Consider the following 23,056-nt stretch of genomic DNA (forward strand, 5'->3'; position numbering starts at 1 on the left):
TCTTTGCTTGGACTTTGGTTTTATTCTAGTTATATACGACAGTGGTTGCTTGTAGGGTAGCCGACAAATTGTCGGCTATTTTGAGAGGAAGGTGCCTGTTAAGCGGCGGCTGATGTACTAATGTACAGGTTTCTCAATTCTTCGATTTTCTGAAGATAACCATTGTATTCCGGGGAACCGTCATGGGAGTAATTGAGGTTCTTGAAGAGGCCGGTCAGCTTCACAAAGTAGTCTCTGGCCACTTCCTTGTCTTTAAAGGTGTACTGCTGGCGGATCAAGCTGACGACCAGCTCAAAGCAGGCTTTCTGACGGCTCAGAGGGCAGCTGCTGTCAACGTCGTCAAAGGCATCCTGCTGCAGGTAAACCATGTCCAGGAAGAAGGATTTCTGGAAGGTCACATAGTCTTCCAGGGTAATACCTTCTTCGCCGGTGACCTGCATCATCTGATTAATGCTGTCGCCTTTGACCAGCAGGGCCTGCATTTCCTTCACCGTGTCTACCCATTCCGCAGACAAGTTGTTGCCATACCATTCGGACAACTGGTCAAGGTAACGGGACCAGGAAATCAGAGGGTCAATAGCCGGATAGAAACGTTTGTAGGCTCTATCGTACGAAAGTCCTAGGAATGTTTTAACAGTACTCAGAGTAGCCTGGGTGACCGGTTCTTCGAAATTACCACCGGCAGGCGATACAGAGCCCACCATGGTCAGGGAGCCTTCGTCACCTTCTTCGTTGCGGATTACACCACAGCGCTCATACACACCCTTAATGGCTGAGTCCATGTAAGCTGGAAAGCCTTCTTCGCCAGGAATCTCTTCCAGACGGTTGGAGGTTTCTCGCATCGCCTGTGCCCAGCGGGAAGTGGAATCAGCCAGAGCCAGCACGTTGTAGCCCATCTGACGATAGTACTCACCCAGAGTCAGGCCGGTGTAAATAGAGGCTTCACGGGCCGCTACAGGCATGGATGAGGTATTGCAGATGATGACGGTACGGTCGATCAGGGAACCGCCGGTTGTCGGGTCTTGCAGATGTGGGAACTCCTCAATGGTTTCTACAACCTCACCTGCACGTTCTCCACAGGCTGTTACGATTACGATGTCAGCATCGCAGTAACGGGAGAAAGAGTGCTGTAATACGGTCTTGCCTGAACCAAATGGGCCAGGGATGCAGCCGGTACCGCCACGGGCAATCGGGAAGAAGGTATCCACGATTCTCTGGGTGGTGACCAGTGGGGTATTAGGATACTGACGTTCAGTTTTGCCTTTTCGGGTCAGGGTTTCAGAGATGGAATGACGCACAGGCCATTTCTGAACCATGGTCAGATCTATTTCTTCGCCCCGGTGATTTCTGACTTTGGCAACAACAGTATCAACGGAGAAGGAGCCTTCCTGAATCCAGATGACTTCCACTTCACCTTCGGTGTTGAAAGGAATCATGATTCTGTGGGTAAAGCGACCTTCAGGCACCGTACCAAAGGTTTCACCGGCGTGCAGTTTGTCACCTATTTTGGCTACTGCTGTGAAAGCCCAGTTCTGACTGCGATCCAGAGCTTGTATCTGAACACCGCGTTGCAGGAATTTACCGTGCAGGGAAGCCAGTCTTTCCAGTGGGTTTTGTAGGCCATCGTAAATCATGGAGAGGATACCAGGACCCAGCTCAAGGGAGAGCAGCTGGCCTGTCTGGATAATCGCATCGCCCACGGCCACGCCACGGGTATCTTCGTAAACCTGAATATCGGCGATATCGCCACGAACCCTGAGGACTTCTGCCATCAGCTGTTCTTCAACCTGCTCATTGGCACGGCGGCTGGGCATGACATAAACCACTTCGTTTTTAGTCAGTGGTTTGCTACCCAGACTTTTGATGGTGATGATATCACCCATCACGGCAACAACGCGGGCCGAAGCCTGTTGTTCCAGTTCAGTGTTTGTCTGTTCACTCATTGGAGTTTTCCAAAGCTGTTTACTGCTTACCATAAAATGGCTGTCTCAAGCTCTTTATACCGGTGTAAGAGCGGACGGCACTTTTCTCATGGCTGTCCTGGCAACTGGTTAAGAAATTCCCCCAGGGCCAGGTCGGTCAGTTCGTTAAAGCGTTCCAGAGCCTGCTCACCGTCATAGGCTGTCCAGCGGGCCACCAGATTCCAACGCAGCACGTAAATAACAACCGCTTCAAAATCGAAGCTGTGCTGTCTGCCAGCGTCGTCCAGTCGGCGCCATACGGATTCCAGCAGGGTTTTCTCCAGTGTGAGATAGTCCTGCTTATTCAGGCAGTCAATGGCCTGTGGAATCCAGGGAAAGGCATGCTGCAGACCCAGGGTTGGATTGCTCCAGTTGCGACGGATGTAGGCGTAGCGAGTACCATAGCTCCACTGAGGGTCGCCGGGTGCCTGCTTGCCCTGCATTTTACGGCGCAGAGCTGCCATCACGGTTCTCATATCCAGTCGCCAGTTCACCAGATCACGCAAGGTCTGACTGGGCAGCTCAGCATGAAGTCGGGCTGCCAGCTTGATCAGGGCTGCTTCATCAACATCATCACCCAGGTGGCTCCAGTGCATCAGCTGTTCCACTTTGATCAGGGTATCCCTGTCTTCCTGGTTCAGCATGGACAAGCGTCGATCCAACTGCAGGCGCGAGATTGGAGTGATCTTGCTGTCAAACAGGGAATCAATGTGTGGCAACGAAGTCAGCAGGGTGTAATAGGCATTTTCTGCCATCTCAATCTCCTCGAAAGAACGTTAGAAGTTGACAGCTTTCAGATTGCAGTTGTGAGAAGAAGACTCTACTCATTACTTCAAACTGTTAACTCCTAACTGCTCACTTCAAACTTACTTGACGATGCCTTCCAGCAATGCCCTGAAACGAGGCTGCAGGTGTCTCAGAAGAACAGCCGTAACGGTTTCGTCACTCAGTTCAACTTCGATGTCCTTGTCGTGCAGACGGAACTTGATGCCGCTCTGGTCCATCTGGCCCACAGAGAAAGTCACGCCTTCCTGAAGCATATCCGCAGCCTGACCGGTCACGAACTCCAGTAGAGGACCCTGTTTTACCAGATCCGGATTTTCACGGAGCTCTGCAACGCCAATCACCTTGCGAGGAAGAACGACTTCGAGGTTCTTCTCTCCGTGCAGGTTATTTTCAGCGGCCACTTCCAGAATCATCTGCTTGAGCACTTTTTCTTTCTCTAAAGAGCCGCTGACCAGTGCACTGATCTGCCCGGAGAAGGTTTCCAGCAGATAATCTTTCAGTTCCAGCACGGCATTGCGCTCGGCCAGCTGAAGGGCTTCCTGGCCGGCTTTGGTGATGAAGTCGGCTTCTTCACGGGCCTTGCTGACAATGGCGTCTGCTTTTGCCTGAGCCTCTCGAATCAGTTCAGCTGCGTTGTCCTGGGCTTCGGTGACAATCTGGGCAGCCTGATTCCGGCCATCCTGAACACCCTGGTTACGCAGTTTTTCGATCAGCTCCTGGACACCCACAGAGACTCTCTGGCCGCCAGGATTGATTGCTGCTGTCATAATTTATTCCTCTGGTTAACAGTGCACGGGGTTAACCGTCCACTGTCTACTGTTTGATGGTTAACGGATCAGGCAACAATCTGCTGACCCAGAACCAGAGCAAATACGAAGGCGAATACCGCAAAACCTTCAACAATCGCAGCAGGCGCAATGGACAGACCAAAGACTTCTGGTTTGTTCTTGGAGGCATTGATACAAGCAGCAACAGCCTGACCCTGATAGATTGCAGAGTACATCAGGGCGATACCGGTCAGCAGACCAATACCCAGCAGGCCTGGAGCACTGTTGCCGGATACACCGATACCACTGAGGGTGAACATGATCACGATGCCATAAATGACCTGAGAGGAAGGCATGGCAGACAGACCAATGAATTTACCGTAACCACTTTCAACGTCGAGCATGGCGCCACAGGCTGCCTGGCCAGCGACAGAACAGCCAATTGCTGAACCCACAGCACCCAGTGCAACCGGTGCAAATACGCCTATCCAGCCCAGGGCCAAGATCAGATTATCCATGGTTAGTCCTCTTGCTTTCTAAAAGATTTGAATGGGTAGCCCTCGTCGGACAGACCCCAGTTAACGAATTCAATAACATTGAGACGCATGCCGTGTACGACACCGCTCATGATGCAAAGGGCAAAGTTGAGTGCGTGGCCCAGTAGCAGAATCAGACCGCTGAACAACACTCCGGTGACAGGGCTGGAATCCAGCACGTCCATAGCCAGGGTGTTGAACGTCATGGCCAGGGATGCACCGGAAAGACCCAGGGCAAACAGACGCATGTAACTCAGGACGTCACCAAAAGCGGATGTGATGTTGTAAACCGCCTTCAGGCCGTCAAGACCTCTGAGGAACAGACTGCCAATGGAGCGAACCGGTCGGGTGCTGGTGAACAGGAACACCAGCAATGCACCCATGATCAGACCTGCAGGACCGAGACGATCAGCGAAGATAACCGGCAGGGTTTTCGTCGTACCCAGCCAGATCGACAGTCCTGATCCCATAATCAAGGCCCAGCCCAGGGGGGCGAGTGCATAGCTGCTCCCTCGGTTGACCAAAGCGGTCATAAGGTTAGCGATGATCAGGTGAGCCACTCCGACAAAGACTGACAGCTTCATCATGGCGTTGTAATCATTGAGGTCTACGAAGGCCAGATGCCCCAGAACGCCCCCCGTACCGGGGGCAACACCGAAGTAACTGCCAATCAGTACGCCCCAGACCACACCAGCGGCGGACATGAAGTAAGCCAGATTCATCAGACGTGAACCGGCCTCGGTCTTTTTCAGTTTCTTGCGGAACATGAAGACGATGCCGCCAAACAGCAAACTGTATAGGGCGTCGCTCATGATCATGGCGAAGAAAAGGGAGAACGAATAGAAGACCAGGTTGCCCGGATCCCAGGTGCGGTAATTGGGTGTCTGGAAAAAGCCCAGAGCATCGGCCCCACCGCCAATACTGTTGGATTTTTCCAGCAGGGTAGGTGGGTTGTCTTCGGTCGTTGGCTCTTCAAAAATGGCAGCAACGTCATTCTCAAGACAGAAGGACTCCACTGCATTTTTTTCAGATACCGCTAGCCAGCCCTGAACCAGAAAGAAGGTTTCTTCATCCTGGGTACCGCTGCTGGCTTCTTCCAGTGCTGCCTGATCTTGTTTTGCGGCAACTGCCTGACCTAACAGGTAGTTCCAGCGAGTCAGTGCCTCGCGTTCTGCCAGAAGCTCCTCCAGAAGATGCTCGGACTCTTCCAGCTCCATTTCGAGTCTGGAGAGGGGCACCATACCCACGTGGGAGCGAGGAACGGGTAGCAGGTCTTCAGCCGGTTCTGCTGCAGAGACCACGATCACATAGGCTTCGCGGTGATCCCGATGAATTTCTTCCCAGGGCAGGTCATTGTCCTTCAGGGCTTCGGAGAGAGTCTCCATTTCACCCAGAGGAACGACGTAGAACCAGAAGCGCTGACCGTCGAGGTCAGACAGCTTGGGAAAGCTGAATTCACCCCATGGACGCACTTCCCGGATTCGCTCAACCAGTTTATCGCGGGCATCGGACACTTCCCGGACGGAAGCCTTGTTGTCCAGAACTTCGGCTACCACCTGATCAATACAGACCTGGTTTTTGTCCTTGAGCTGTCGTCGGGTACGGGGTGAACGCTCCAGCCAGGCCAGAGCTTCACTGGCCTGAGCCGGTTGCATGCGCAGGCTTTGATCCACTGTTTTGTCTGACAGTGGAATCAGGTGCATGCAGCCCAGAGCCTGAAGCCCCTGCAGAATCCGGGACTTATCTTCCCCGGGTCCGTACAGAGTAATCTTATTCAGTCGTTTAATAGCCATTGACGTCTGCCTCCCCTGATTCCAGTTCCCGGGCCTTGGCCATTCTGGCTTCCTGAGCCAGCACTTTGCCCTTGGAGAGTTTGGCGTTCATAACACTGGCACGATCCTGGTCAGACAGGTAAATCTGAATTTTCTGGATACTCTTCCGGGTTTGTGGAATCAGTACCTTGGAAAACAGATTGACCCTCTGGGATGTGGTCCGAGTGGCCTTGTCCAGTTCTTTATGGCGCAAGACCCGCACCTGGTATTCAATGCGCAGGCGCACCATCTGCTGGAGCAGGTCTACCAGAAAGTCGACCCAGACCGGCTTGGCCAGATCACTGTATGGCTTCACACTGATGGAGATATTCTCTACCTTGGGTACAGCAGTACCGACAATGTTTTCATCAATCAGAGTGACATTTGTGACCTTGACCAGTCCTTCGACGGGAACGTCTTCACGGGCCAGCATAGGGAGCTGTTCCCTGACCAGACGCTCGACGTCTGCCAGATGTGACCGGGTTTCTGCCAGCGCCTCTTCAGCCTTTTTACGCTCAGCCATTAACTGCTGGCGCTTCAATTCCAGTGCCGGCAGATAACGGTTATAAGTCTTAAGGCTGCGCTTCTCTTTATTCAGCGAGCTTTTGTTGAGGGCTACCTTGGCCATGGTTTATGCCTCTGCAGCTGCTGTAACCGCGGCCTGTTCCTGAGCTTCAGAGAGGCCGGGCCAGTATTTGTCCAGCAGGCTCTGCTTCAGAAGGGTTTCTTCCGGCTCAAAGCATTCAGCCAGTGTCTGCCAGCAGAGGTCCAGGGCTTCTTCAAGGCTCATCCGGGCATCCAGAATCATGAAGCGACTCTTGAATTTCTCGCCAAACTGGATGGCTTTCAGGTCATAACTCGACAGCTCAAAGGCCATGGCCTGTTTCTGCTGGGCGTTCACCGAGTCAGAGTAGAAGCGGATCATGGTGTTCATGATGTGAGCATGATCGTCACGGGTCTCTTTGCCCTGAACCATCTGCTTGAGTCGGGAGAGAGAGCCAAATGGATCAATGACACCGTTGTGCAGGTAGAACTGACCTTCCGTGATGTAACCGGTGTTATCAGGTACCGGGTGAGTCACGTCGTTACCCGGCATGGTGGTAACAGCCAGAATGGTTACAGAGCCAGCACCCTTGTAGTCACAGGCTTTTTCGTAACGTTTGGCCAGCTGTGAGTACAGGTCACCCATGTAACCACGGTTGGCAGGAATCTTATCCATGGCTACGCCGATTTCTTTCATGGCATCAGCATAGGAAGTCATGTCTGTCAGCAGTACCAGAACCTTTTTGCTTTCATTGACGGCAAAGTGTTCGGCCACTGCCAGTGCCATGTCTGGCGTCAAGAGGCGCTCTACAGTTGGGTCAGAAGCCTGATTGGTGAACATTAAGGTACGGGAAGATACCCCGGCTTCTTCGAAGGCTGTGCGGAAGAAGTGATAATCGTCGAAGATCAGACCCATACCGGCGAAAACCACCACATCGGCTTCAGCCTGAATGGCGATACGGGCCAGGAAGCGGTTGTAGGGTTCACCTGCTACAGAGAAAATGGGGATTTTCTGGGATTCAACCAGCGTGTTGAAAACATCAATCATTGGAACGTTGGTTCGTACCATTCTCGATGCCAGTACACGACGAACCGGGTTTACGGACGGGCCATCGATTTCAACTTTGGGGTCCTGCTCCAGAGCGGGGCCTCCATCAATGGGCTCTCCGGCACCGTTGAAAATTCGACCCAGGATATTAGGGGAGTAGGTGGCCTTCATTGGCTCACCCAGGAAACAGACGGCGGCGGCAGTGGACAAGCCTTTGGTCCCGGCAAACACCTGCAGGGAAACTTCTTCATTGTCAATCTTGATGATCTGGGCCAGGGAGTATACCTGTCCATTTTGTTCGATCATCGCCAGATCACCATAGCTGGCCCGGGCATTGCCTTCCGTCAGGTTAGGCACTTGAACGCGAATCAAGTCACCAACAATGCTGAGGATGTTGGTGTATCGCAATAGACTCTGGGGCATTGCTGCTCCTCTATACTGCTTGGGAACTGAAAAATCGGGACGATAGACCGGCTTTAAGGTTCTTAACAATGAACCCCCGGTTAATCATCTGGTACCTGTCGCCTATAAAATTGAGGGTTATAGTGCTCAGGTATCTCCGGATTGCTGATGGGGTGAGAGAAATAGTTCTATCGTGTTGATCAGCAATCTGGATGCAATGCAAAATTTACTCAATAGTAGACAATTCCAGACTTTTCGGCGTCCAGAGTTTGTCTGGGAGTCTGTCGGACTTAAGACATTTACGCCCTGAATTCCAGAAAGAACGGCCTGATTATTCGATGAAATCGATTAAATAGGTTAACTATTAGCACGAATCCATCGAAGCTGCCCAGAGCGCTCAAGACTGTGACTCGTTCTACTGAAATTTATGCTCGAAAGCTTAAGTCCGACAGGCTCCTGATTTCTAATTTAATGGCCAAAATCAATTTGGGTGAAGAGCCTGACTTCACTTCGCCCGACTGGATGAATAACGAGCGGGTAAACTGATTTTCTGCAAATGGGTTCAAGAGTGCTTGATCCTGAATGGTTTTTCAGTCCAATCACTCTTGAATCATTGATATCACACCGGTTGGCTTCCCAGTGTCGCTACCATCACGGCCTTGATGGTGTGCATGCGGTTTTCAGCCTGATCGAAGACGATGGAATGTTCAGACTCAAAAACATCTTCGGTCACCTCAAGGCCTGACATGCCGTATTTATTGGCGATTTCGCGGCCAATAGTGGTTTCGTCATTATGGAATGCAGGCAGGCAATGCAGGAAACGCACATCAGGGTTCCCCGTTTTTTCCAGCATGGAGGCATTGACCTGGTAAGGCTTCATTAGACGAACACGCTCGTCCCAGGCTTCGACAGGCTCACCCATGGAAACCCAGACGTCTGTATAGATGAAATCACATTCTGATACGGCTTCTTCTACAGACTGGGTGACGGTGATTTTGGCTCCGGATTCTTCAGCGATGGGTGTGATAAGTTCCAGGAGTTCAGGGGCGGGTGTATAGCCTTCTGGTGCAGCAACACTGAAGTCTACTCCCATTTTTGCGCAGCCTACCAGCAGTGAGTGAGCAACATTGTTGCGGCCGTCACCCACATAGCAGAGCTTCATTTCATTCAGTGGGCGATTTTGTCCATGCTCCAGCATGGTCAGGAAGTCGGCCAGAACCTGAGTCGGATGCCATTCATCGGTCAAACCATTCCAGACAGGAACACCGGAAAACTCGGCCAGTTCTTCAACGTGTTGTTGAGAGTGTCCGCGAAACTCGATGCCGTCATACATTCTGCCCAGTACCCTGGCAGTATCCTTTACTGATTCTTTGCTGCCCATTTGAGAGCCACCGGACAGGTAAGTCACGTTGGCACCCTGATCAAAACTGGCCACTTCAAAGGCACAACGGGTACGAGTGGAGGCTTTTTCAAAAATCAGTGCGATGTTGCGACCCTGAAGAAAGCGCGGCTCTGTTCCGGCCTTCTTCGCCTGCTTCAGTTGAGCAGAAAGATCCAGCAATGCAGCTATTTGATCTGCACTGAAATCCAGCAGTTTCAGGAATGATTGGTTGGGCAGTCTGAAATCCATCGTCTTATCTCTTGCTTTTCATTAGGCGCATGGCGATTTCTAAAGAAATGAAGCACGCTTAAGATCAGCCCTTTATTGAAGGGTATAGACGGCGCGACATTTCTGGCCAGAGGCGGTTTAACGTTCTGCCAGGTTATTTTCGCCTGCAGTCTAAATTGCTGCAGGACTGTTTTAGAATCATGGCGGATTGAGCAACATTTTGTGCGCGACTTCATCCTGTGAAGAGATTAGACGGACACTCTGTAACTCTGACGAACCGACCATCATCCATAGCTCTTGCTTCACTGTCCAGACAATACAGTGAATAGCCAAATTAAGAGCTGACCTATCGATGACGAAGGAATCCTGTACTGAAGCCATTAAAAAAGAAGGCCTCAGGAAAAGGACAGTCTTTTTTCCTGCCGTCAAAAGCACGGAAGCATGGTGGTTTTGGTCTTGTACCATGGACATTTGTCGCATCTTCCGGTGGTGCTCCAGACAAACAGGTACGCGGCTGAACCCAACTCCGACAGGGCTTTAGGGTATATGCGCAAAAACGGGATGACACTACGTAGAACTACGTTTGCTGTTGCTGACTGGAGTAAGTAACAGTGCCCAGAATCAGTGAGTACTTACATTATGGTTCTGATCTTAACTAAATGTTTGGGGTGGTATACTCGTTTCTCTCATTAGAATACTCAATACCAGTGATAAGCACTTTTGTGCTGTTTTTCGTTCGACAGACACCTATATAGGCGATGGGTAAATTCGGTCTTCGATGACTTCGCCATTGCTGGCATTCACAACCAGTCTTTTCTTCTGACGACTTTCATCCAGGTAATAGATTTCCCGAACCTGCTGCTTTTTCCAATACGCCAGACGAGTTTTAAGTATGACCATGCTTTTGTGAGTCTGCCTGGCTTTGGTAATGACCTGATTCAGGGAAATGATTTTTCCCTGTGGCTTCATGCTATAGGTGTATTCATCAATGATCATGCCTGTATATGCGTCAAGTGTTGCATTCCAGCGTTTGTGTTTTTTATCTATGAAATCAACGATCCGAACCACCTGTCCGTTTTTATTATCGATTCGGGTTTTGAGGATGGCGGCTACATGATGTTTGCTTTTGACTTTCTCAAGGGTCTTTTCAAGCGACATGGGCGTTTGTAACTGAGCCACTTCAATGATTTTGCCAGATCGGGCGTCAATAACGGCGCGTTGGTTTTTGTTTTTACTGTCCGAGAAGTCAACCACTCTCACCTGACGTTTGTCTTCTTCAGTCAGACGAACATTGTGGACGACGAGGTCGCCATATTTTTTCCGCATCTGGCTGATGATCTGTTCCAGAGGCATCAGGTGATTGTCATTCACAGGTGTTGACGTTTCGGCAAAGCTGCTGCCAGTTGCCAGAATCAGCGCCAGAACAGGGGCTTGCCAGAGACAGGACAGGAATTGATTTTTGTACATAATACAGTACCTGAGGCTTCACTTTTCAGGAGTGAGGCCATAGACGGGATCTCGTTCAAACTGGAATTGAAATAGAAATATGAATTCACATCTTATCTGAAAAGAACTGGATCTACCCTTGGTGACTGTATTTTCAGTCAGGATAAATACCTTAACGGGCTAGCTGTTAATGTAGATTTGAATGGATGGAATGCAAGCCTGAGCATGATATTTTCAAAGTCATCGGTTGACAGTATTTAGCGGGCAATAAGTTGGAATGGATTGAAGGATTTGTTCAATTCAGTCTAATAAGCGTCCGCTTCTCGCAGAAAGAAAAAAGCCCTGAGTGGTCTCAGGGCTTTGAATACCTTCTAGGTCAGGCTCCAAGGAGAGGTTACTGCCCCTGATAGGCTTTGCGAACCTCTTCAGCAATAATGCTGATGCCCCGGTCAACGGTTTCATTGTCACGGGTGTAGGTCATTCTCAAGCATTCGTGCTTATGCTGCCAATCGTCATCAATCCCCGGGAAGAAGTAATGGCCGGATACCACCAGAACATTTCGTTTCTTCAAGCGTTCATAGAGCTCCTGACTGCTAATGGGTAACCCTTCAAACCACAACCAGAGGAACATGGCACCTTCGGGTTTATGGACTTTCCAGTTGACTCCACTCAGATGCTTTTGCAATGAAGATACAGCAAATTTGGCTTTGTCTTCATAATAAGGACGGATCACATTTTTGCTCAGGTCAATAATGCTGTCGTCACGGATCATATCCAGAACAATCATGCTGCCAAAGCTGTTGGGCGCCAGATTCATGATGGCATTAATACCCGACAGCGCTCTGATAACCTGCTCGTTGGCAATCACTATGCCGGTTCTTGCCGCCGGAAGGCCCAGTTTGGATAGGCTGAGGCAGAGAATAGTATTTTCATTCCATTCAGGGTTGGCGTCACTGAAAATCAGGTTCGGGAAAGGGGTACCGTAAGCACCGTCAATAATTAACGGGATATCGTGGGCTCTGGCCATTTCATCCAGTCGGCTGACTTCCTGATCAGTCAGGACGTTACCCGTTGGGTTAGTAGGGCGGGATGCACAAAGTGCACCGGTACGCTCATCCACTTTTAAGCTGTTGAAATCAACATGATACTTGAACATGTGCTCATTAATGATTTCGATCTCGGGCTTGTTGGCCAGAAAGAAGTCGTCGCTCAGGCCTGCATCTCCATAACCAATGTACTCAGGTGCCAGAGGCAGTTGAATACGGCGATGGCTACCGTCATCGTAGTCGCCAGCAAACATGTTGAAGAGCATAAAGAAGGCGGCCTGGCTGCCATTGGTCAGGGCAATGTTTTCCGGTCCCAGCTTCCAGCCAAACTGTCGGTTCAGGAAACGAGCCATCTCGTGAACAAATTCTTTTTCACCTTGAGGCGGATCATAAGTGCCGGTCAGTCGGGTGAATTCGGACTGACTGTCGACAATTTTCTGAAGTCGCTGACGAAAGGTTTCTTCCACTTCAGGGATATGGGCTGGATTCCCTCCACCCATCATGATCATATCCTGGCCACCGGCCAGGGCATGGCCCAGATCATCCATAAGCTGGAGTATGCCGGAATGACTGGTAAATTTCGTGCCAAATGTGGAAAGCTTCATGCTTGCCTCAGGTTCTCTGTATAAGGCTGTGAACAGCTCAACTTAAATGAAAAGACTTCCGCTGAAACACGGTAAAGTCCAGAAAGGACCTCTCTGTTAAAGGCCGTTTTGAGCGGAATTTGCCGTCAGGTTATGTGCGAACATTCAAGTCGTCTGAATGCCGCGTTTTTATATCAGGAAATACCTCGGCAGTTTAACTGAGATTGTGTCTTCGTGCATAAGATGTTTGTAGCGCTTTGTATTGGCAGTCTAAAAAGACTGCAACTATAAAGATATATTCACTTTATTCATGGGTTTTTCATGAAATGCCCTTGCGGGACGGAGCTGGAAGGTGGCATTTCCTGACTCATTAGCTTGAACTTTCCTGGCAGAGCTGTGTCTGAGACGTCTCGAAGATAGAAATGACACTGGGGGTCTATACAGGCATGCCGACCGCTGTTTTGTTTATTGTGTGCTCCTTTGTCTGGGGATCCACCTGGTATGCAATTACATTGCAGTTAGGGGTTGTTGATCCATTATGGTCAGTCTGTTATCGGTTTCTCCTGGCAGCATTTTTGACGGCGCTTATCAGTCTGATTCTTGGAAAGTTTGAGCGTTATTCTACACAGCAGCATCTGCGCTTAATGCTTCAGGGTGCCTGCCTGTGTGGTATCTATTACTGGCTCATTTACTTGAGCGAGCATCATATAACCAGTGCGCTTTCAGCTCTTATTTCCACCTCCGAACTTTATATGATGGTGATTTTTGGCCGTATCTGGTTTGGCAATCCGGTCAGGCAGCAAGTCATTGCTGGCGGATTACTCGGTTCGGCAGGCGTCATGTTGATATTTCTTCCGGAGCTTCAGGGCGTGGTTGGCTCATCCACTCTGAATGGAATGGGTCTGGCCTTTTCAGGGTGTGTCTTTTTTTCTCTCGGCAGCCTTATTTGTGAGAAAAATGAAAGGGATGGTATGGGGCTTCTATCCAGTGCTGCTTATACCATGCTTTATGGCAGTTTGCTGGTGGCTGCCCTTGCTCTGGTATTAGGGATAAGTCCAGATTTTGTCTGGTCAGCTCAATATATTGGCTCGTTGGTTTATCTGTCCATTTTTGGCTCAGTGGTTGCGATGGTTTCTTATATGGCGTTGATCCGAGCCATTGGAGCCGATCGAGCAGCCTATGTAGATATAGTCTATCCGGTGATAGCTCTGATGATTTCAACCTTGTTCGAAGGTTATGTATGGGCTTTCAGTGCCGTGGCAGGAGTCCTGATGATTATGTTCGGTAATTATATTGCTATGCGGAAATAATGCTTCATTAGATAGAACTTATGCACTGCTTACAGAGGCTAATGTGCGCCGTCTCAGGTTCATTGGAAACCCCTCATCAGGGGGTATCTATGTAAAAGCTATTTATAGCGCTTTGTATTGGCAGATTAAAAACCAGCAACTATAACTACTGATCCACAACAACATTGCTTTCCCCCCATGGCATGCAGAGTCTTGAGGACAATGTTTTTTCTGCCACTGGTCATAATGATTCAATGGCACTCTCTTTATGCTTCGGCGAGCGACAGTCATGATCTGTCTTTCTGTCATGAGGTTTTGTTCCTAACCTTTTTTACTCCCTGGGTTAATCAATACGTGCCGGTTAATCTGGCTATCACCAGTAACGGCATATTATCCAATGACTCTGGCACTCTTCTGCAAGGATTGATTGCAGGAAAAACCTATCAGGCGTCTTATTCTGAACAGCCGGACTTTATCCAGTTTGGAGGGGTGCAGAGTCGTGGCAGTAATGAGGGCACACCTCCCGCTGGCAGAGGTTCACCTGCAAATCTCGAAGACAGTGATGATGACGACGAAGATGAGGCGTCAGAGGTTCTTGCTGCTGCTGGGGGAGATGATCGTAAGGAGAATAACGAGGAGGATCGCAAGGCTGAACCGGAGGATAAAAAGAATCCTTATCTTTGCTGGTATTGCCAGAAAAATAGGGGATGCTGGCAATATTCCTGTTGTGGGAGAGGGCTTTGTGAAGGCTGCTATAAGGGGTTTGGAGTCTCTCCTGTTAAGTGTCCATGCTGTGGAAAAAACAGAAGACCGAAGGTTCGTTGTAACCTGTGTCCTCCTGGTAGTGAGCTTCTGGAGTTGGACCAGCAGGGCGTTATGGCTCATTTTCACACGGAGCATTTGCAGCAAAGGTGTCAAGGAAGAATCAATCAGGAGTGCCAGCATTGTAATCTGCCCATAGAGCTGTCCCTTCCCCTGCAGCAACTGCTGAATGCCTTGTTATCACATTGTTATGCTTTCTGTATCTTTCCCAACTGTGGGGCTGTTTTAACGGCAGAAACCGACAATACCGCTCATTTTGAGTCTTCCCATCAGGGGCAGGCTGAATGCCCGGTATCAGGTTGTCCTATGAATCAGCTGGCGCACATTCAGCCTTCTGCTTCACACATGAATAGCCATCTGCAATACAGCTGCGGCTTTTGTTTTGCTTCTTTCAATAATCAGCAAGCTCTTCAAATACATCTGACCACACATATACAGTCATACAGCTGTGGTGCCTGTCAGGGTAATGCAGGCATGTCGCTGCTAATGCTTCTGGTGGGAGGTAATCTTCAGCAATTTGAAAATGCCGCTGACATGGCGGATCTGCCACTGGATTCTGAAGAAGCGGTGATCAATCACTGGGCAATAGCACATTGTCAGATCAGTTGTCCTTTGTGTTCACACACTCAGGAAGGATGTGATGATGTGAGTATGCAGGAGCATATAGACAATGGGTGCTCGAGAGCCCTGCGGTTATCCATACCTGAACAAGAGCAGGGTGGTGTTGATCCTGATCCTGAGAACGAGCCTGAAGATGATCCTGATACCTAGCCCGGAAAATTCATAAAGTCGCTTTCAATAGGTACAAGGCCTCAGAAATACTGGAATGTTCGTTTTATGATGTGTACGAAAATATTCGAACATCGCTCGTCGGCTCCTCGCTAGCTCTTTTTCCGCCGTGACAGCATTTTTACAACAGATCCATGCAATAAGCATGAATATGTCGTAAAAATGTGCCAGCCGAAAAAATAGCAGAGCGAGAAGCTCGACACTTTATGAAATTTCCGGGCTAGACAGTCCTGAACTAACTTCCTTGTTGAACTCTTCGCAAACCCGTTCGGGCTGAGCCTGTCGAAGTCCAATACCTCGACCCTTCGACAAGCTCAGGGTGAACGGAATCCGTATGTAAACCGGGAAGTTATTTCGAGACAAATCTCTGGTCAGATAAAGTCACTGCGAAACAGGCTGGGTGTCATACCGGTCCAGCGTTTGAAAGATCGTCTGAAATTGTTGATATCATTGAAGTTCAGGTACTCGGCAACCTGCTCATTGTTGTAGCTTTTGTGTTGAAACAGATAGAGCGCAATCTGTTTTCTGATCTGATCCTGAAGGTTCTGGAAACGAGCGCCGTGTTTTTTCAGCTTGCGTTTGAATGTGGCCGGACTCATATGGAAATGGGAGGCCGTTGACTCCAGAGAAGGTGAGTGTCTGATATGTTCGTGAAGGTATTGAATCACAGCATACAAAAAACTATTGGGTTGCTGGGCTATGATCTCCTGACTTTGTTGTCTTGCCACAGTATAAGCTGTTGAGTCGTCTTCCCATTTTTCAAACAAATAATCCACTGGCAGCTGCATGGAACAAAGCTGAGCATTGAAAGTAAGTTTGCTGCCAAGGTGAACCTGATACTGTTCAATGTGCTCCGGTTGTGGGTAGTTGAAACTGTAATGCCAGGGAGCCTTCTGGGTGTTGTTCCAGCGGCCAAAGTGGCTTAATGCCGTCATCATGGTTTCCAGAATGAATCTCTGGTTCTTTCCTGAGCCTGATGTGTCGTAAAAATAGATATGGCAGATATCTTTATCGATGATTTTATGAGGGGTGATTAAAGGAGAAATCATTGAGTGGCAAAGACAGGCAATATCCAGGGCTTGGTTGAGGTTTGCCGACTGCAGCAAGGCATCGGTCACAGGACCATAATTCCCCGGAAAAATACGGTGACCAAAAACAAAGGATAAATCTTTACCCGGGTATAACTGTTCGCTGTTCTCAACCAACTTCAGGAACTGAGAAGGGGATATGGATAACTGACCCCGAATGACATCTTCATAAAAAATGCCGGTATGTCTTAGAAGCCGGTTTTTCTCGACACCTCTGCTGACCAGAATATCCATCAAGGTAGCGGGCTGCTGATGGGCAATAATAAAACGACTGTCGTTTTCCAGCCATCTTAGCTCTGTTGAGCGCTGACCTGACATCCGTGCTCCTATGCGGCCTGAACCTGCTGTTTGTCATTGTTCTGTCGTGTCGCTGCCTGTTCCTTGGCTTGCAGCAGGGCTTTGTTGGCGCTCTCCAATAAGACCTCTGACGTTGTCTCCAGCGCAGTTGCGGCACCTGAACTCACGGTATGGTAGAGGGTTTCCCCCGTCAGTGTTTTAAAGGCAAAGTGTTCACAGCTTCGGCGCAACTGGTCGGCAATCAAGTGCGACAGGCTCTCGCTGGTCTGGGGCAGCAGTATGGCAAAACGGTCACCGGCAAAGCGGCAGATGAGGTCGCAGCGTCTCAGATTGAGTGTTAGCAACTCTGAAAGTTCAAGTAACAGTCTGTCGCCTTCGTGGTGTCCGTATTTATTGTTGATCTGATGGAAGCCATCAATATCCAGCAAAATGAGAGAGGTGGGCTGAAGATTCTCAGAGCCAGACTTTAACTCTCTGGCCAGTTGTTGTTTTAAATAAGCGGCACTGGATAGACAGGTGACCGGATCATAGTGTCGATGATCCCGAAAAATTCGCTCACGCTTTTGTAACTGCTGATTGAGACTGATCTGTTCTTTATGCCAGTGATAAAGCCCGATGGTCAGCAGCACCATTCCCGCAGGCATGGGCATGGCCTCCAGCCATGAGGCCCATTGCACCCCTTCCGGCAGTCTTATGATTTCGTCCAGAAAATCCTGAAAGCTGGCTATGAAAAAGCAGCTGAGACCTGACACCAATAAATTGGTCACCGGTCCGGCAGGGCGACTGCACAGTACCAGAGCTATCCAGCAGGTGGACAGCATAACAGCGCCACCTTCGCCAAAAATATCCAACCAGTCCACTTCCTGCTGAAATTTGATATCGCCAGCAGCCAGGTTCAACAATACCAGGGCATTGGCGATCAGCAGAATCGCCAGAATTTTATATTTATGCAGCGCCAGCAATTGTTTTGCGTTGTTCATCAGGCATCCTGCGTTTTGAAGAATGAATGCTATTAAATGACGTATTGATGAAAGATTGATGACAAAACGGTTGGCAGGGTCATTTCAGCTCAGGGGAGTTGCCGTGATTCCAGCAGATACTTGTCCTTGTACATTCATACTCCGTTTATCCTGAGCCTGTCGAAGGAGAGTGGTAATACACTTCGACAGGCTCAGTGCGAACGGCAAGGGGTGTGGTGCTTGGTTGTAGGTCAAGTTCCCGGGCTAGACAGTCAATAAAGCTCAAAAGTCTGGCTGACCCCTTTGTTTCGTAGTGTTTTCAGTCGCTCCAGCCTCTTGCTGTCATAAATCTGCAAATTAACCGGCTTAAGTTTTCCCTCAGCTTTTGGCGAAAGCCAGAAAAGGAATTTCAAAAAACTTAATAACAAGAAAGCTCGCAGAAATCAGGGGAATAAGATGCCATCGGTAAACAATGACCAGTCGGCAAGACAAAGGAATAAAGCACGGTTCAAACCAGCAGTGTTGGCTATGGCCATTGCATCAGTCTGTGCAGCCACCTCTGTGCAGGCCGACGGTCGACTGGAAGGAAGTTACAAGGTTGAGGCCAGCAACATTGGTTTGCAGGGAGCCCTGGTTCGTATTGAGGAACTGAACCTTGAAACCACTACGGCAAGGGACGGCAGCTTCGAGTTTCCACCGGTAAAGGCAGGTACTTACACACTGACTGTGAACTACCTGGGTGCTGAAACCCAAAGCAGAAAAGTGGTGGTGACGGACAATCAGCTGAACACAGAATCTTTTGTTCTGGCTTCTTCCGATAAGACGGAAGAGGTACTGGTTATTGGACATGCTTCTAACATCAACCGGGCCCTGAACCGTCAACGTGCAGCCGATAACATTGTTTCTGTCGTCAATGCCGACGCCATTGGGCAACTGCCTGATGCCAATGCTGCGGAATCCTTGCGTCGAATCCCGGGTGTATCGGTTGAGCTGGATCAGGGTGAAGGTCGAAAAGTCAGTATAAGGGGACTGTCGCCTGATTTGAACTCTGTCACCATTAATGGTGCAACCGTGCCTTCTCCTGATAAAGGTGATCGTTCCGTCAATCTTGATGTAGTGTCTTCAGATCTTCTGGAATCCCTGGAAGTGACTAAAAGTATTACACCGGATATGGACGCCGACTCCATTGGGGGCAGCGTTAATATCAAGAGTCTGTCGGCTTATGACCGAGATGGCTTTTTCTACAAGCTGAATGCTGAAGGTTCAAAAGACGATAATACCGGTGACACCAGCCCCAAGTTGGCAGGCACGGTGAGTGATATCTTCAGTGTGGGTGATGGCACAGACAACCTGGGTGTGGCGGCGGGAATCAGCTGGCAGAAGCGCAAGTTTGGCTCGGATAATGTTGAAACCGGTGGCAAGTGGGCCTTTGAAGACGATGGCACTGCCAAACTGGAAGAGGTTGAACTCAGAGATTATCAGATTACCCGTGAGCGTCTGGGGGCGACTCTGAACTTTGATTACAAGCTGAATCGTGACAATGAGCTGTATCTGCGCACTCTTTACAGTGAGTTTAAAGACACTGAGCTAAGAAACTCTGTGACCGCTGAATTTGATAGCCCTGTGTCAGCGGGGGAAACGGGTGAAATTAAAGAACCCAAGCGAGAGCTGAAAGATCGGGAAGAGATTCAGAAAATAGTATCTACCGTGCTGGGGGGAACCAGCAGGAACGATGCCTGGACCATCGATTACAGTGTCAGCTATAGCCATGCTGAAGAGAAAAAGCCTGACGCTACGGAATCCGCTTTTGAATCCTCATCCAATTTTGAGGGCCGTTTCAATGACACCAAGAAGCCGAAGATTACAGCGGTAGACGGCTTCTATCAGGCGTCCAATTATGAACTCAAGGAAGTAGAAGTCTCTGATTCAAAAACCACCGACAAACTCTATAACTTCAAACTGGATATCACCCGTGATTTTGACTGGAATGATAATCCGGCCATGGTTAAGTTTGGCGGTAAAATCAGTCGTCGGGATAAAGACGCCGATGAAGATGTTTTAAAGTATGAAGATTTTCCCAATCCTGGAATGGCCAGTTTTGTAAAAGGAAATGTGGATTATTCTCTGGGCCGGTTTGGGCCTGAAATTAATCCATCAGCCGTCAGATCGGCATTGGGAAGTGCTCAAGAGAAGGAAGAAGATAAGGAAAAATCAGTTATTGAGGACTACACCATGCAGGAAGACATCAATGCTGCCTATCTGATGGGAAGGGTTGATGTTGAGAAGTGGCGTTTCCTTACCGGTGTCCGTTATGAAGGCACAGATTTTACGGCTGAAGGATACCAGTTTGATAAGGAGCCTGATGAAATCGCTACTAAGCGGAAAGTCAGTAAGGATTATGATCACTGGTTGCCAGCTCTTCATGCACGGTACCGCATTAATGACAATACTCTGGTCAGAGCGGCCTGGACGCACTCTGTTGTCAGACCCACATTTGAACAGGCTCGTCCGGGTGTTTTGATTGATGAGGACAAGGCTGAGCTGGGTAATCCTGATCTGAAGCCTGTTGAGTCCAGTAACCTGGATCTGGGTATTGAGCATTACATGGGCAGAGCCGGGGTTATTTCCGCCTTTGTCTTCTACAAGGATCTGGAAAACTTTATCTACAGTACTGATGTGGCTGGGACGCCGGGCAGGTATGAGAGCTTTGATGAAGCCAAGATAGCCCTCAATGGCGACAGTGGTCATGTCTATGGACTTGAGCTGGCTTACTCCAAACAGTTCTCCGAATTACCTTATCCATTTAATGGTTTGCTGATCAATGCCAATGCCACCTTTGCAGACTCAAAAGCAGAAGTTGAAGGTGCTAAGGATAACAAGCTGGTGAAAAGGGACATTGCTCTACCAGGCCAGTCTGATGTCACAGCAAACCTTGTTTTGGGTTATGAACTGGACCGTCTGAGCCTGAGGTTATCCACCAACTATAAATCCAGTTACCTTGATGAAGTGACCAGGGTGTCTGACAAGCGTTTTGATCTGTATGTCGATGACTACACCCAGATGGACTTTACAGCTAGTTATCAGTTAACCGACGAACTGAATGTTTTCTTCCAGGCAGTCAATCTGACCGATGAAGCTTTTTACAAGTACACCGGTAAGGAAAAGTACAACGCCCAGTATGAAGAATACGGTACTGCCTGGAAGCTGGGTGTGACTCTGAGCAACTTCTAACTGAGCAGAATATAGAAGAGAGGGCGCGAGAGCGTTCCTCTCCATGACAAGAAACAGCCAAACGCTGAAACAATTTGATGATGATAAAAACGACAATAAAACAGTTATCTCTCACAGTCAGTCTTGCCGCCATGATAGCTGCAATCACTGGTTGTAACAGTGAGCCTGAATTACAGACCCGTGCCATACAGAATACTGAAGGTCTATCGGGTGAAACTATCATACCCCTCTTTAATGAGAGTGCTCATGAAGGTCAATCTCTCTGGTTGGCTACCAGTGAGAATGAAGGGCTGCTGTTGCTGGATGATGAAGGCAAGGTTCGTAGCCAGATCAAGGGCAGTAATGAACTGCTGGATATAAGACAAAGTGTGACTATTAAAGGCGAGCCGGTTTTACTGGCTGCCAGTGTGAACAAGGAATCCAACCGTCCGTTGCTGGTGGCAGTGGATACAAAAGAAGGTTCTCTGAAAACTCTGGCGAGTCTGCCGTCTCCGTCGTTTGATATCGATGGTATCTGCCTTTATCGCGACAATCAGGAGCATGTCTATCTGTTTATGCTCAATGGCAGAGGTGCAGGGCAACAATGGCTGGTGGTTGATGGTGCGACTCAACAGACAGTCTCCCGCGAAGTTCGTGAACTGGCTCTGCCACCTCTGAGCAGCTATTGCAGTGTGGATGATTCTACCCATGCGCTCTATATCTCAGAAGAAGAGGTTGGGGTGTGGAAATACGGAGCCCATCCTGAAGCCGCTCCCGGTCGTCAGGTGATTCAGTTAGTGCAACCTCATGGCTCCTCAGCAGAGAATGTTGCAGGGCTTTCTGCTTTCCCCGGTGGTGTTATGGTGGTTGATCCTGACACAGCCACTATCAGTGGTTACAAAGTGGACGGTGAATCCGTTGAAGAAGCCTTTGCCTTCAAAGTGGCAGGTGCTGAGGCTCCGGAATCCGTCAGTGTCGCCAGAGATTCAGATTCAACCTTACGGGTAGGACTTTTTGATGATGAAGCTGATCAATACCTGGCCGCCGACGTGGACTGGAAAAAGTCCGATGCAGCGGCAGACGGTGAGTTTCTGACCATTCTACCTGAAGTTCAGACGCCACCCATGGGGCGCTTTGGTGATGTGGCGGACGATCCTGCTATCTGGGTCAATCCTGACGATGCTCATCAGAGTCTTGTATTGGGCACCAATAAAAAGCAGGGCTTATTTGTTTATGACATGCAGGGTAAAGAGTTGCAGTCATTTACAACAGGCCGTTTGAACAATGTTGATGTGCGTTACGACTTTTCTCTGGGGAGAAAAACAGTTGATGTGGCAACTGCCAGTAACCGAACAGATAACAGCATTGCGGTTTACAGTATTGATCGTGAATCGGGCCGTCTGACTGAATCGGGCAAGGTGAAAACTGATCTGTCGGAGATTTATGGTCTCTGCATGTATCAGCCAGAGCCCGGTCGCATTGATGTGTTTGTGAATGATAAAGACGGCACTTATCAACAATACCGACTCAAGGCCCGGGGCATGAGCATTGCCGGGACAAAGGTGCGCACCTTCAAGGTGGACAGTCAGCCGGAAGGTTGTGTAGCCAACGAAGCTACAGAGCAACTGTTTGTGGGTGAAGAAGGGGCTGGTGTATGGGTGATTGGTGCCAATGAAGACGATGGCGTCAAGCTGGAGACCGTTGCCAAAATTGGCGGTGCTTTGGTAGATGATGTTGAAGGTATGGCTGTTTATGCCCAGGAAGATCACTCCTACCTGGTGGTTTCCAGCCAGGGTAACGACAGTTATGCCATCTTTGATACTGAGAAGCCTTATGCCTACAGAGGGTCTTTCCGCGTTGGATTGAATGCTGCCAAAGGTATAGATGGAGCCTCTGAAACCGATGGTTTGGATGTCAGCAGTGCTAATTTTGGCGGTGTTTTCTCAGAAGGTATGCTAGTAGTTCAGGATGGACGTAACCAGATGCCTTCCAGCCCCCAGAACTTTAAATACATTCCCTGGAAGTCTATTCAGTCGGCATTGAAACTGGATTAAAACCATCTG

16 protein-coding genes are annotated in these 23,056 nt (G+C 49.2%); 4 read left to right on the forward strand and 12 right to left on the reverse strand.

What is annotated here, in order from left to right:
- Window positions 1–98: 98 nt before the first annotated feature.
- The 10 genes from WG89_RS18715 to WG89_RS18765 all read right to left on the reverse strand — a co-directional run bounded on the left by WG89_RS18715 (window position 99) and on the right by WG89_RS18765 (window position 12,560).
- On the reverse strand, window positions 99–1,943 hold the full coding sequence (locus tag WG89_RS18715) for a V-type ATP synthase subunit A (protein WP_062268745.1): 1,845 nt from the start codon (window positions 1,941–1,943) through the stop codon (window positions 99–101).
- Between the two features lie 86 nt (window positions 1,944–2,029).
- The gene (locus WG89_RS18720; RefSeq protein ID WP_062268664.1) at window positions 2,030–2,716 is read right to left on the reverse strand and encodes a DUF2764 family protein; all 687 of its coding nucleotides are present in this window, start codon (window positions 2,714–2,716) and stop codon (window positions 2,030–2,032) included.
- A 111-nt stretch (window positions 2,717–2,827) separates the two neighbouring features.
- Window positions 2,828–3,514 (reverse strand): hypothetical protein, encoded by a 687-nt coding sequence (locus tag WG89_RS18725; RefSeq protein ID WP_062268666.1) that lies wholly within the window; start codon window positions 3,512–3,514, stop codon window positions 2,828–2,830.
- 68 nt (window positions 3,515–3,582) lie between these two features.
- The gene (locus WG89_RS18730) at window positions 3,583–4,032 is read right to left on the reverse strand and encodes an ATP synthase subunit C (protein WP_062268668.1); all 450 of its coding nucleotides are present in this window, start codon (window positions 4,030–4,032) and stop codon (window positions 3,583–3,585) included.
- A 2-nt stretch (window positions 4,033–4,034) separates the two neighbouring features.
- Window positions 4,035–5,843, reverse strand: coding sequence for a V-type ATP synthase subunit I (locus WG89_RS18735; RefSeq protein WP_062268670.1), 1,809 nt, complete (start codon window positions 5,841–5,843; stop codon window positions 4,035–4,037).
- Window positions 5,833–6,489, reverse strand: a complete 657-nt coding sequence (locus WG89_RS18740) for a V-type ATP synthase subunit D (RefSeq protein WP_062268672.1) — start codon at window positions 6,487–6,489, stop codon at window positions 5,833–5,835. The genes WG89_RS18735 and WG89_RS18740 overlap by 11 nt, the downstream gene beginning before the upstream one ends.
- Before the next feature lie 3 nt (window positions 6,490–6,492).
- Window positions 6,493–7,875: a V-type ATP synthase subunit B gene (locus tag WG89_RS18745; protein WP_062268674.1), complete on the reverse strand. Its 1,383-nt coding sequence runs from the start codon at window positions 7,873–7,875 to the stop codon at window positions 6,493–6,495.
- A gap of 598 nt (window positions 7,876–8,473) precedes the next feature.
- Window positions 8,474–9,484 carry an ornithine carbamoyltransferase gene (gene argF / locus WG89_RS18750; RefSeq protein ID WP_062268676.1) on the reverse strand — a complete coding sequence of 337 codons (1,011 nt, stop codon included), beginning with the start codon at window positions 9,482–9,484 and terminating at the stop codon, window positions 8,474–8,476.
- Between the two features lie 726 nt (window positions 9,485–10,210).
- Entirely contained in the window at window positions 10,211–10,930 is a 720-nt protein-coding gene (locus WG89_RS18760) for a PepSY domain-containing protein (protein WP_062268680.1), read from the reverse strand.
- 373 nt (window positions 10,931–11,303) lie between these two features.
- Window positions 11,304–12,560, reverse strand: coding sequence for a valine--pyruvate transaminase (locus WG89_RS18765; protein ID WP_062268682.1), 1,257 nt, complete (start codon window positions 12,558–12,560; stop codon window positions 11,304–11,306).
- A 425-nt stretch (window positions 12,561–12,985) separates the two neighbouring features.
- Here WG89_RS18765 and WG89_RS18770 point away from each other — a divergent pair, with 425 nt between their 5' ends.
- Together WG89_RS18770 and WG89_RS18775 are read left to right on the forward strand one after the other, a co-directional pair.
- Entirely contained in the window at window positions 12,986–13,849 is an 864-nt protein-coding gene (locus WG89_RS18770) for a DMT family transporter (RefSeq protein ID WP_172806864.1), read from the forward strand.
- A gap of 201 nt (window positions 13,850–14,050) precedes the next feature.
- Window positions 14,051–15,421, forward strand: coding sequence for a hypothetical protein (locus tag WG89_RS18775; RefSeq protein WP_062268686.1), 1,371 nt, complete (start codon window positions 14,051–14,053; stop codon window positions 15,419–15,421).
- 389 nt (window positions 15,422–15,810) lie between these two features.
- Here WG89_RS18775 and WG89_RS18780 read toward each other — a convergent pair whose 3' ends face one another.
- Both WG89_RS18780 and WG89_RS18785 read right to left on the reverse strand, forming a co-directional pair.
- Window positions 15,811–16,845 (reverse strand): AraC family transcriptional regulator, encoded by a 1,035-nt coding sequence (locus tag WG89_RS18780; protein WP_062268688.1) that lies wholly within the window; start codon window positions 16,843–16,845, stop codon window positions 15,811–15,813.
- Window positions 16,846–16,853: 8 nt separating this feature from the next.
- On the reverse strand, window positions 16,854–17,804 hold the full coding sequence (locus WG89_RS18785) for a GGDEF domain-containing protein (RefSeq protein ID WP_062268690.1): 951 nt from the start codon (window positions 17,802–17,804) through the stop codon (window positions 16,854–16,856).
- Between the two features lie 435 nt (window positions 17,805–18,239).
- Between WG89_RS18785 and WG89_RS18790 the strand changes: the two genes are divergently transcribed.
- Together WG89_RS18790 and WG89_RS18795 are read left to right on the forward strand one after the other, a co-directional pair.
- A complete protein-coding gene (locus WG89_RS18790) occupies window positions 18,240–21,014 on the forward strand; it encodes a TonB-dependent receptor (protein WP_153301686.1) in 2,775 nt (924 codons plus the stop codon).
- Window positions 21,015–21,091: 77 nt separating this feature from the next.
- Complete coding sequence (locus WG89_RS18795; RefSeq protein ID WP_062268691.1) at window positions 21,092–23,047, forward strand: phytase; 1,956 nt, start codon at window positions 21,092–21,094, stop codon at window positions 23,045–23,047.
- The last annotated feature ends 9 nt before the right edge of the window (window positions 23,048–23,056 follow it).

The organism is Endozoicomonas arenosclerae (assembly GCF_001562015.1).
Lineage (GTDB): Bacteria > Pseudomonadota > Gammaproteobacteria > Pseudomonadales > Endozoicomonadaceae > Endozoicomonas_A > Endozoicomonas_A arenosclerae.

What these genes read in the sequence shown, in the direction of transcription:
- WG89_RS18715 (WP_062268745.1), bottom strand. Translation starts at nt 1,943, where the DNA reads ATGAGTGAACAGACAAACACTGAACTGGAACAACAGGCTTCGGCCCGC.
- WG89_RS18720 (WP_062268664.1), bottom strand. Translation starts at nt 2,716, where the DNA reads ATGGCAGAAAATGCCTATTACACCCTGCTGACTTCGTTGCCACACATT.
- WG89_RS18725 (WP_062268666.1), bottom strand. Translation starts at nt 3,514, where the DNA reads ATGACAGCAGCAATCAATCCTGGCGGCCAGAGAGTCTCTGTGGGTGTC.
- WG89_RS18730 (WP_062268668.1), bottom strand. Translation starts at nt 4,032, where the DNA reads ATGGATAATCTGATCTTGGCCCTGGGCTGGATAGGCGTATTTGCACCG.
- WG89_RS18735 (WP_062268670.1), bottom strand. Translation starts at nt 5,843, where the DNA reads ATGGCTATTAAACGACTGAATAAGATTACTCTGTACGGACCCGGGGAA.
- WG89_RS18740 (WP_062268672.1), bottom strand. Translation starts at nt 6,489, where the DNA reads ATGGCCAAGGTAGCCCTCAACAAAAGCTCGCTGAATAAAGAGAAGCGC.
- WG89_RS18745 (WP_062268674.1), bottom strand. Translation starts at nt 7,875, where the DNA reads ATGCCCCAGAGTCTATTGCGATACACCAACATCCTCAGCATTGTTGGT.
- argF (WP_062268676.1), bottom strand. Translation starts at nt 9,484, where the DNA reads ATGGATTTCAGACTGCCCAACCAATCATTCCTGAAACTGCTGGATTTC.
- WG89_RS18760 (WP_062268680.1), bottom strand. Translation starts at nt 10,930, where the DNA reads ATGTACAAAAATCAATTCCTGTCCTGTCTCTGGCAAGCCCCTGTTCTG.
- WG89_RS18765 (WP_062268682.1), bottom strand. Translation starts at nt 12,560, where the DNA reads ATGAAGCTTTCCACATTTGGCACGAAATTTACCAGTCATTCCGGCATA.
- WG89_RS18770 (WP_172806864.1), top strand. Translation starts at nt 12,986, where the DNA reads ATGCCGACCGCTGTTTTGTTTATTGTGTGCTCCTTTGTCTGGGGATCC.
- WG89_RS18775 (WP_062268686.1), top strand. Translation starts at nt 14,051, where the DNA reads ATGTTTTTTCTGCCACTGGTCATAATGATTCAATGGCACTCTCTTTAT.
- WG89_RS18780 (WP_062268688.1), bottom strand. Translation starts at nt 16,845, where the DNA reads ATGTCAGGTCAGCGCTCAACAGAGCTAAGATGGCTGGAAAACGACAGT.
- WG89_RS18785 (WP_062268690.1), bottom strand. Translation starts at nt 17,804, where the DNA reads ATGAACAACGCAAAACAATTGCTGGCGCTGCATAAATATAAAATTCTG.
- WG89_RS18790 (WP_153301686.1), top strand. Translation starts at nt 18,240, where the DNA reads ATGCCATCGGTAAACAATGACCAGTCGGCAAGACAAAGGAATAAAGCA.
- WG89_RS18795 (WP_062268691.1), top strand. Translation starts at nt 21,092, where the DNA reads ATGATGATAAAAACGACAATAAAACAGTTATCTCTCACAGTCAGTCTT.